General features: G+C 72.9%; 4 protein-coding genes, 1 pseudogene and 1 riboswitch. Of the genes and pseudogenes, 3 read left to right on the top strand and 2 right to left on the bottom strand.

Going from position 1 to position 6,690, the window contains the following annotated elements; translation table 11 throughout:
* Nucleotides 1–386: 386 nt before the first annotated feature.
* Nucleotides 387–1,586 carry a chorismate-binding protein gene (locus tag ABT297_RS42290; protein ID WP_350559597.1) on the bottom strand — a complete coding sequence of 400 codons (1,200 nt, stop codon included), beginning with the start codon at nt 1,584–1,586 and terminating at the stop codon, nt 387–389.
* Between the two features lie 132 nt (nt 1,587–1,718).
* Here ABT297_RS42290 and ABT297_RS42285 point away from each other — a divergent pair, with 132 nt between their 5' ends.
* Complete coding sequence (locus ABT297_RS42285; protein ID WP_350559594.1) at nt 1,719–1,928, top strand: DUF5999 family protein; 210 nt, start codon at nt 1,719–1,721, stop codon at nt 1,926–1,928.
* 25 nt (nt 1,929–1,953) lie between these two features.
* Here the strand turns inward: ABT297_RS42285 and gcvP are convergent, their stop codons facing one another.
* On the bottom strand, nt 1,954–4,779 hold the full coding sequence (gene gcvP, locus ABT297_RS42280) for an aminomethyl-transferring glycine dehydrogenase (RefSeq protein ID WP_502885725.1): 2,826 nt from the start codon (nt 4,777–4,779) through the stop codon (nt 1,954–1,956).
* Between the two features lie 77 nt (nt 4,780–4,856).
* Nucleotides 4,857–4,955: riboswitch (glycine riboswitch) on the bottom strand.
* Between the two features lie 33 nt (nt 4,956–4,988).
* On the opposite strand from gcvP, the pseudogene ABT297_RS42275 reads away from it, so the two are divergent.
* Together ABT297_RS42275 and ABT297_RS42270 are read left to right on the top strand one after the other, a co-directional pair.
* Nucleotides 4,989–5,642: pseudogene (locus tag ABT297_RS42275) on the top strand (nucleotidyltransferase domain-containing protein); the annotation flags it as partial.
* A 51-nt stretch (nt 5,643–5,693) separates the two neighbouring features.
* Entirely contained in the window at nt 5,694–6,446 is a 753-nt protein-coding gene (locus ABT297_RS42270) for a nucleotidyltransferase domain-containing protein (protein ID WP_350559600.1), read from the top strand.
* The last annotated feature ends 244 nt before the right edge of the window (nt 6,447–6,690 follow it).

The raw sequence follows: 6,690 nt of genomic DNA, 5'->3' as shown, positions 1-6,690 counted from the left end.
GCGGGCATGGGGGGCTCCGGGGTGGGAACCCCCCGGCAGCGCCCGAGCGAAGCGAGCGCCAGGCTAGGAACTGCGCGCAGCGCCCGCAAAAGTGCCCGCGAAGCGGGCATGGAGGCCCCGGGGTGGAAACCCCCCGACAGCGCCCGAGCGAAGCCCCGCCCGGCGATAACCGCAACCGCTAGGCGCAACCACCGCGCAGCGTCAGCAAGAGTGCCCGCGAAGCGGGCATGGGGGGCTCCGGGGTGGGAACCCCCCGGCAGCGCCCGAGCGAAGCGAGCGCCAGGCTAGGAACAGCGCGCAGCGTCAGCAAGAGTGCCCGCGGAGCGGGCATGGGGGGCTCCGGGGTGGAAACCCCCCGGCAGCGCCCGAGCGAAGCGAGCGCCAGGCTAGGAACAGCGCAGGGCCGCCTTGATGGGTGCGGTCTTCGCGGCCGCCTCGGCGACCTCCGCGGCCGGGTCGCTGTCCCACACGATGCCGCCGCCGGCCCAGAGGTGGACGCGGCCGCCGGCGACGGCCACGGTGCGGATGGTCAGCCCTAGGTCGACCGCGACGCGCCCGTCCCGGTCGTGGCCGATCCAGCCGCACGCGCCCATGCTCGGCCCCCGGCCGACCGGCTCCAGCCGCGTGGCCACGTCGATCGCGGCGAGCTTCGGCGCGCCGGTCACCGAGCCGCCGGGCCAGACCGCGGCGAGCAGTTCCGCGAGGCCGACCCCCGGGGCGAGCCGCGCGCTGACCGTCGACTCGGCCTGCCACAGCCCGGACCAACGGCGGATCGCGAAGAGCTCATCGACGCGCACCGAGCCGACCCGGGCGACCCGGCCGAGGTCGTTGCGCTCCAGGTCGACGATCATGACGTGCTCGGCTCGCTCCTTGGCCGAGGCGAGCAGCTCGGCGCGGCCTTCGGCGGTGGCGGGGCGGGTGCCCTTGATTGGGCGGGTGACGGCCCGGCCGCCCGAGACCTCGACGAGGGTCTCCGGCGAGGCCGACGCCAGCCACCAGCGCTCGCCGCGCAGGACGCCGCCGTACCGCGCGCCGGGCAGGGCCGCCACGCGGGCGAGGGCCGGGGCCGGGTCGCCGTCGAACGGGGCGCTGGCGTGGCCGACGAGGTTCACGACGTACACGTCGCCGCGGGCGATCGCGGCCCGCACCTCCTCCACCGCGGCGGCGTGCCGGGCGGGGCTCCAGCTCGGTGTCCAGTTTCCGACAGTTCCGGGCCGTGTTCCGGCCATGGTTGCGGGGAATCCGGCCGGTGCGGACGGGGTCCGGTCGCCGTGCTCGTAGGCGATGGCGACGAGGTCGGGCACCGAGGCGACCGGGGAGGGTGTCACGGAGGGTGGCGACAACAGCACCGCGATCCCGCAAGCGGATGCGTCAATCACCTTCCGTGACGAAGCCAAATCCCCGATCGGTACTCCGTGTAATTCCGCGAAAGCGGTGAGCAATTGAAGTGGATCGCCACCGTCCCGCGCGTGCCATTCCAGCCGGGAGCGCTCCCATACATGCGAACGGCACGCGTTGGGTAACCCGGGAGAGTGAAGATCCACAATCCGGGGCCCGTACCCGACGACCGGACCTAATGTGCTCATACGAAGGGTGGATTATCCCCAAGTTGTGCCGTCACATGCTCGGAATAGTGTCGTTGGCCGTAGTAGCGTGCATCACTGATCATGTGAAGAACCACACAGGCCTCAACTGAACCTCTCAATCGGAGACCCCCGATGCTCTGCCAGCACCAGCCGCCCTGCCCCTCCGCCGCCGACGTCGATCGCGAGGCCGCCAAGATCACGGCGAGCCACCCCGAGCAGGGGTGGAGCCTCCTTTGCAACGGTGTGATCGCCTTTGAGGACACCGGAGAGCTTCTGCCCGATTGCAGCGTGATTGAGCCGCACCGGGGTCCGGCTCCACACACGCTCGTCGGCGCCGCATAGATAACGCTCAGTAGTTGCGGGCCCGTCACTCTTCGTACGCTGAGGTGGGCGGGCATGCGCACACCAGGTTCCGGTCGCCGTAGCTGTCGTCGATCCTGCGCACCGGCGGCCAGTACTTCGCCTCCCGCGCGGCCGCGGACGGGTAGGCTGCCAGCGACCGCGGGTATGCGTGCTCCCACTCGTCGGCCGTGACCACCGCCGCCGTGTGCGGCGCGTTCACGAGCGGGTTGTCGCCGGCGGGCCACTCGCCCGCCGCGACCCGGTCGATCTCCCCCTTGATCGCGATCATCGCGTCGCAGAAGCGGTCCAGCTCGCCCAGGTCCTCGCTCTCGGTCGGCTCGACCATGAGGGTGCCGGCGACCGGAAACGACATCGTCGGGGCGTGGAAGCCGTAGTCGATGAGCCGCTTGGCGACGTCGGCGACGGTCACGCCGCTGTCCCGGGTGATCCCGCGCAGGTCCAGGATGCACTCGTGCGCGACGAGGTGCTCCGCGCCGCTGTAGAGCACCGGGTAGTGCTCGCGCAGCCGGACCGCCACGTAGTTGGCCGCCAGCACCGCGGCCGCCGTCGCCCGGCTCAGCCCCTCCGGGCCCATCAGCCGCAGGTACGCCCACGGGATCGGCAGAATCCCGGCGGAGCCCCACGGCGCGGCCGAGACCGGCCCGACCGGCGCGTCGGCCGCCAGGAACGGGTGCGACGGCAGGTACTTCGCCAGGTGCGAGCGCACCGCCACCGGCCCGACGCCGGGGCCGCCGCCGCCGTGCGGGATGCAGAACGTCTTGTGCAGGTTGAGGTGCGACACGTCGGCGCCGAACTTGCCCGGCTTGGCGTAGCCGAGCAGCGCGTTGAGGTTGGCGCCGTCGACGTAGACCTGCCCGCCGGCCTCGTGCACCTTCGCACACAGGTCGGCGATGCCGGTCTCGTACACGCCGTGCGTCGACGGATACGTGACCATGATCGCGGCGAGCCGCTCGCCGTGCTGCTCGATCTTCTTGTCCAGGTCGCCCAGGTCGACGTTGCCGAGCTCGTCGCAGGCGACGACGGCGACCCGCATGCCCGCCATCACGGCGCTGGCCGCGTTGGTGCCGTGCGCGCTGGACGGGATCAGGCACACGTCCCGCCCGGTATCGCCGCGGTCCAGGTGATACGCCCGAATCGCCAGCAGCCCGGCCAACTCGCCCTGCGATCCGGCGTTGGGCTGCAGGCTCACGGCGTCGTAGCCGGTCACCTCGGCCAGCCAGCGCTCGAGGTCGCCGATCAGCCGGCGATACCCCTGGGTCTGCGACGCCGGCGCGAACGGGTGCAGGCCGGCGAACTCGGGCCAGGTGATCGGCTCCATCTCGGCCGTCGCGTTGAGCTTCATCGTGCACGACCCCAGCGGGATCATGCCCCGGTCGAGCGCGTAGTCCTTGTCGGAGAGCCTGCGCAGGTACCGCAGCATCGCCGTCTCCGAGCGGTGGCTGGAGAACACCGGGTGGGTCAGGTACGCCGACGCGCGGCGCAGCCCGGCCGGCACCGCGTCGGTGCTGTCCAGCTCGGTCACCTCGATGTGCGACAGCCCGAACGCGGCGAGCACGTCGCGCACGTGGTCGGACGTGGTGGTCTCGTCGCAGGCGATGCTCACCCGGTCGGCGTCGACCAGGCGCAGGTTGATCCCCCGCTCGGCGGCGGCCTCGACGACCGAGGCGGCCCGGCCCGGCACGACGGCAGTGACGGTGTCGAAGAACGCGAGATGCTCGGTGGTGACCCCGCCGGCGCGCAGCCCCGCGGCGAGCCGGACGGCAGTGTCGTGGGTGCGGGCGGCGATCGCGCGCAGCCCGTCCGGGCCGTGGTACACCGCGTACATGCTCGAGGTCACCGCGAGCAGCACCTGCGCGGTGCAGATGTTGCTGGTCGCCTTCTCCCGGCGGATGTGCTGCTCGCGGGTCTGCAGCGCGAGCCGGTAGGCGGGCGCGCCGCCGGCGTCCTTCGACACGCCGACGAGCCGGCCGGGCAGCGTGCGCTCCAGGCCCTGACGGACCGACATGTAGCCGGCGTGCGGGCCGCCGAAGCCCATCGGCACGCCCAGGCGCTGGGCGCTGCCGACGGCGACGTCGGCGCCGATCGCGCCGGGCTCGCGCAGCAGGCACAGCGCCAGCAGGTCGGCGGCGACGGTGACGATCGCGCCCCGCTCGTGGGCCCGCGCGACGAGGGCCTCGTGGTCGCGGACCGCGCCGGAGGCGCCCGGATACTGCAGGTGCAGCCCGAAGAACTCGGCCGGCAGCTCCCGCGTCGCGAGGTCGAGGACGCGCACCTCGATGCCGAGCGGCTCGGCCCGGGTCCGGATCACGGCGAGGGTCTGCGGCAGCACGTCGGCGTCCACGACGTACACCTCGGAGGCGACCTTGGACGAGCGGCGGGCGAGGGTCATCGCCTCGGCCGCGGCGGTGGCCTCGTCCAGCAGCGACGCCCCGGCGACCGGCAGCCCGGTCAGGTCGGCCACGACCGTCTGGAAGTTCAGCAGCGCCTCGAGCCGCCCCTGGCTGATCTCCGGCTGGTACGGCGTGTAGGCCGTGTACCACGAGGGGTCCTCGAGCACGTTGCGCAGGATCACCGGCGGCGTGTGCGTGCCGTGGTAGCCCAGGCCGATCATCGACACCAGCGGCCGGTTGGCCGAGGCGAGCTCGCGCAGCTCCGCGAGCACCTGCGCCTCCGACGCCGCCGGCGGCAGCTCGAGCGGCTCGCGCCAGCGGATCGAGCCGGGGATCGCGGCGGTCATGAGCTCCTCGACCGACTCGTATCCGACGGCCTTGAGCATGCGGGCATGGTCGTCGGCGGAAGGGCCGATGTGCCGCGCGGCAAAACTCGTCATAGCCACACTCTCTGGGTCTCGCGGGACAGGGGCGATAGGACGCGCTCCTCCCCCTCTGTCGCAGACTCCAGAGGTGCCAACCCGTCGCGGTCCTTTTGCCTGAGAGGTTCCGGGGAGGATTTGCCCCTTCGGCGCCGCCGTCGGTTGCCAACGGCGGTCTCTCCCACGCGGGTATTGCCGGCTCGCCTACCCTACCTCCTGTGCAGGACCTGACCATCGTGGCGTCGCACACGATCTATTCCGCGATCGTCGGATCCCGCGCCTACGGCCTCGACGGACCGGACTCCGACACCGACCGCCGCGGCGTCTTCCAGGCGCCGACCCCGCTGTTCTGGCGCCTGGACAAGCCGCCGGCGCACCTCGAGGGCCCGCTGCCGGAGCAGTTCTCGTGGGAGGTCGAGCGCGCCTGCACGCTCGCGCTGGCCGCCAATCCGACGGTCTGGGAGTGCCTGTCGTCCCCGCTCGTCGAACGGGTCACCGACGCCGGCCGGGCCCTGCTGGACCTGCGCCCGGCGTTCCTGTCGCGCCGGGCCGCCCGCACCTACGGCGACTACGCCCGCGACCAGCTGGCCAAGCTCACCGCGACCCGGGCGAAGACCGGCGAGGTGCGCTGGAAGCAGGCGATGCACATGGCCCGCCTGCTGCGCGCCGGCGCCCACGTGCTGCGCACCGGCGAGGTGCTGGTCGACGTCTCCGCCGACCGCGACGAGCTGCTCGCCATCCGCCGCGGCGAGCTGACCTGGGAGGACTTCGAGGCCCTGGCCGCCTCGCTGTCCGCCGAGCTGCGGCGCGCGGAGTCCGCCTCCACCCTGCCGGAGGATCCGGACCGCCCGGCGGTCGAGGAGTTCCTGGTGCGGCTGCGGCCCTTCGCATCGGTGCCGGCATCGGTACCCTGCGTGTCCGCCCCGCCGCCGCTGCCGGTCCTCGGCGACGTGCCGCCGTGGGCGGGCGAGGTGGCGGACGGACACCCGTACCCGCTCGTGTTCGCCACGGTGAGCGGCGCCCACCTGTACGGCTTCGCGTCCGTCGACTCGGACCTCGACCTGCGCGCCTGCCACGTCCTGCCGCTCGAGGAGGTTGTGGGCCTGACGACGGGCCCGGAGACGGTCCAGTCGGGCGGCGTCCGCGAGGGCATGGAGCTGGACGTCATCAGCCAGGAGCTCGCCAAGTTCGTCCGCCTGCTGCTCAAGCCCAACGGCTACGTCCTGGAGCAGCTCCTCTCGCCGCTGCTGCTGCGCACCTCCGCGCTGCACGAGGAGCTCAAGGCCCTCGCGCCGCACTGCCTGACCCCCGAGCACGCCCGGCACTACCTGGGCTTCGCCGCGGGCCAGTGGCAGCTGTACCTCAAGACCGGCGAGCTGAAGCCGGCCCTCTACACCCTGCGCGTGCTGCACACCGGCATCCACCTGATGCGCACCGGCGAGGTGGAGGCGGACCTTCGGGTGCTCAACACCCTCCCGTACGTGCCCGGCCTGATCGAGGCCAAGCGGGCCGGCGAGCACCGCGCCCTGCCGCCGGGCCTGGTCGACCCGCGGACCTTGGCCGCCGACGTAGCGCGCCTGAGCGCCGAGCTGGAGGCCGCCCGCGACGCCTCGAAGCTCCCGGCCGCCCCGTCCGCCGGCCCGGCCCTCGACGACCTCGTCATCCGCACCCGCCTGCGCCGCTGAACACCCGCGTCGCCGCGACCGCCGGCGGCCGGATACGGTCGTTTCGTGCAGGAACGTGGCGGGGGCGTTGGCGGTCCGGGCGCTGGAGCCGGTCCGCCCGGCGCCGACGACCACGCGATCGTGCTCTTGACTTCCTCCCCACGCCTGATGGCGGGGGATTCCCGTGGCTGAGGCGCGTTCACGCCGCGAGCCGATTGGGTGGTTGGCGCTTCACAGACCGGCCAATGCCGAGGTCTCCACGCCC

The organism is Dactylosporangium sp. NPDC000555 (assembly GCF_040300025.1).
Taxonomy (GTDB): Bacteria; Actinomycetota; Actinomycetes; order Mycobacteriales; family Micromonosporaceae; genus Dactylosporangium.
This window is presented reverse-complemented; position numbering and strand designations above follow the sequence as displayed.

Bases quoted from the DNA above. Each gene is read 5' to 3' on its own strand.
- ABT297_RS42290 (WP_350559597.1), bottom strand. From the start codon at position 1,586: ATGAGCACATTAGGTCCGGTCGTCGGGTACGGGCCCCGGATTGTGGAT.
- ABT297_RS42285 (WP_350559594.1), top strand. From the start codon at position 1,719: ATGCTCTGCCAGCACCAGCCGCCCTGCCCCTCCGCCGCCGACGTCGAT.
- gcvP (WP_502885725.1), bottom strand. From the start codon at position 4,779: ATGACGAGTTTTGCCGCGCGGCACATCGGCCCTTCCGCCGACGACCAT.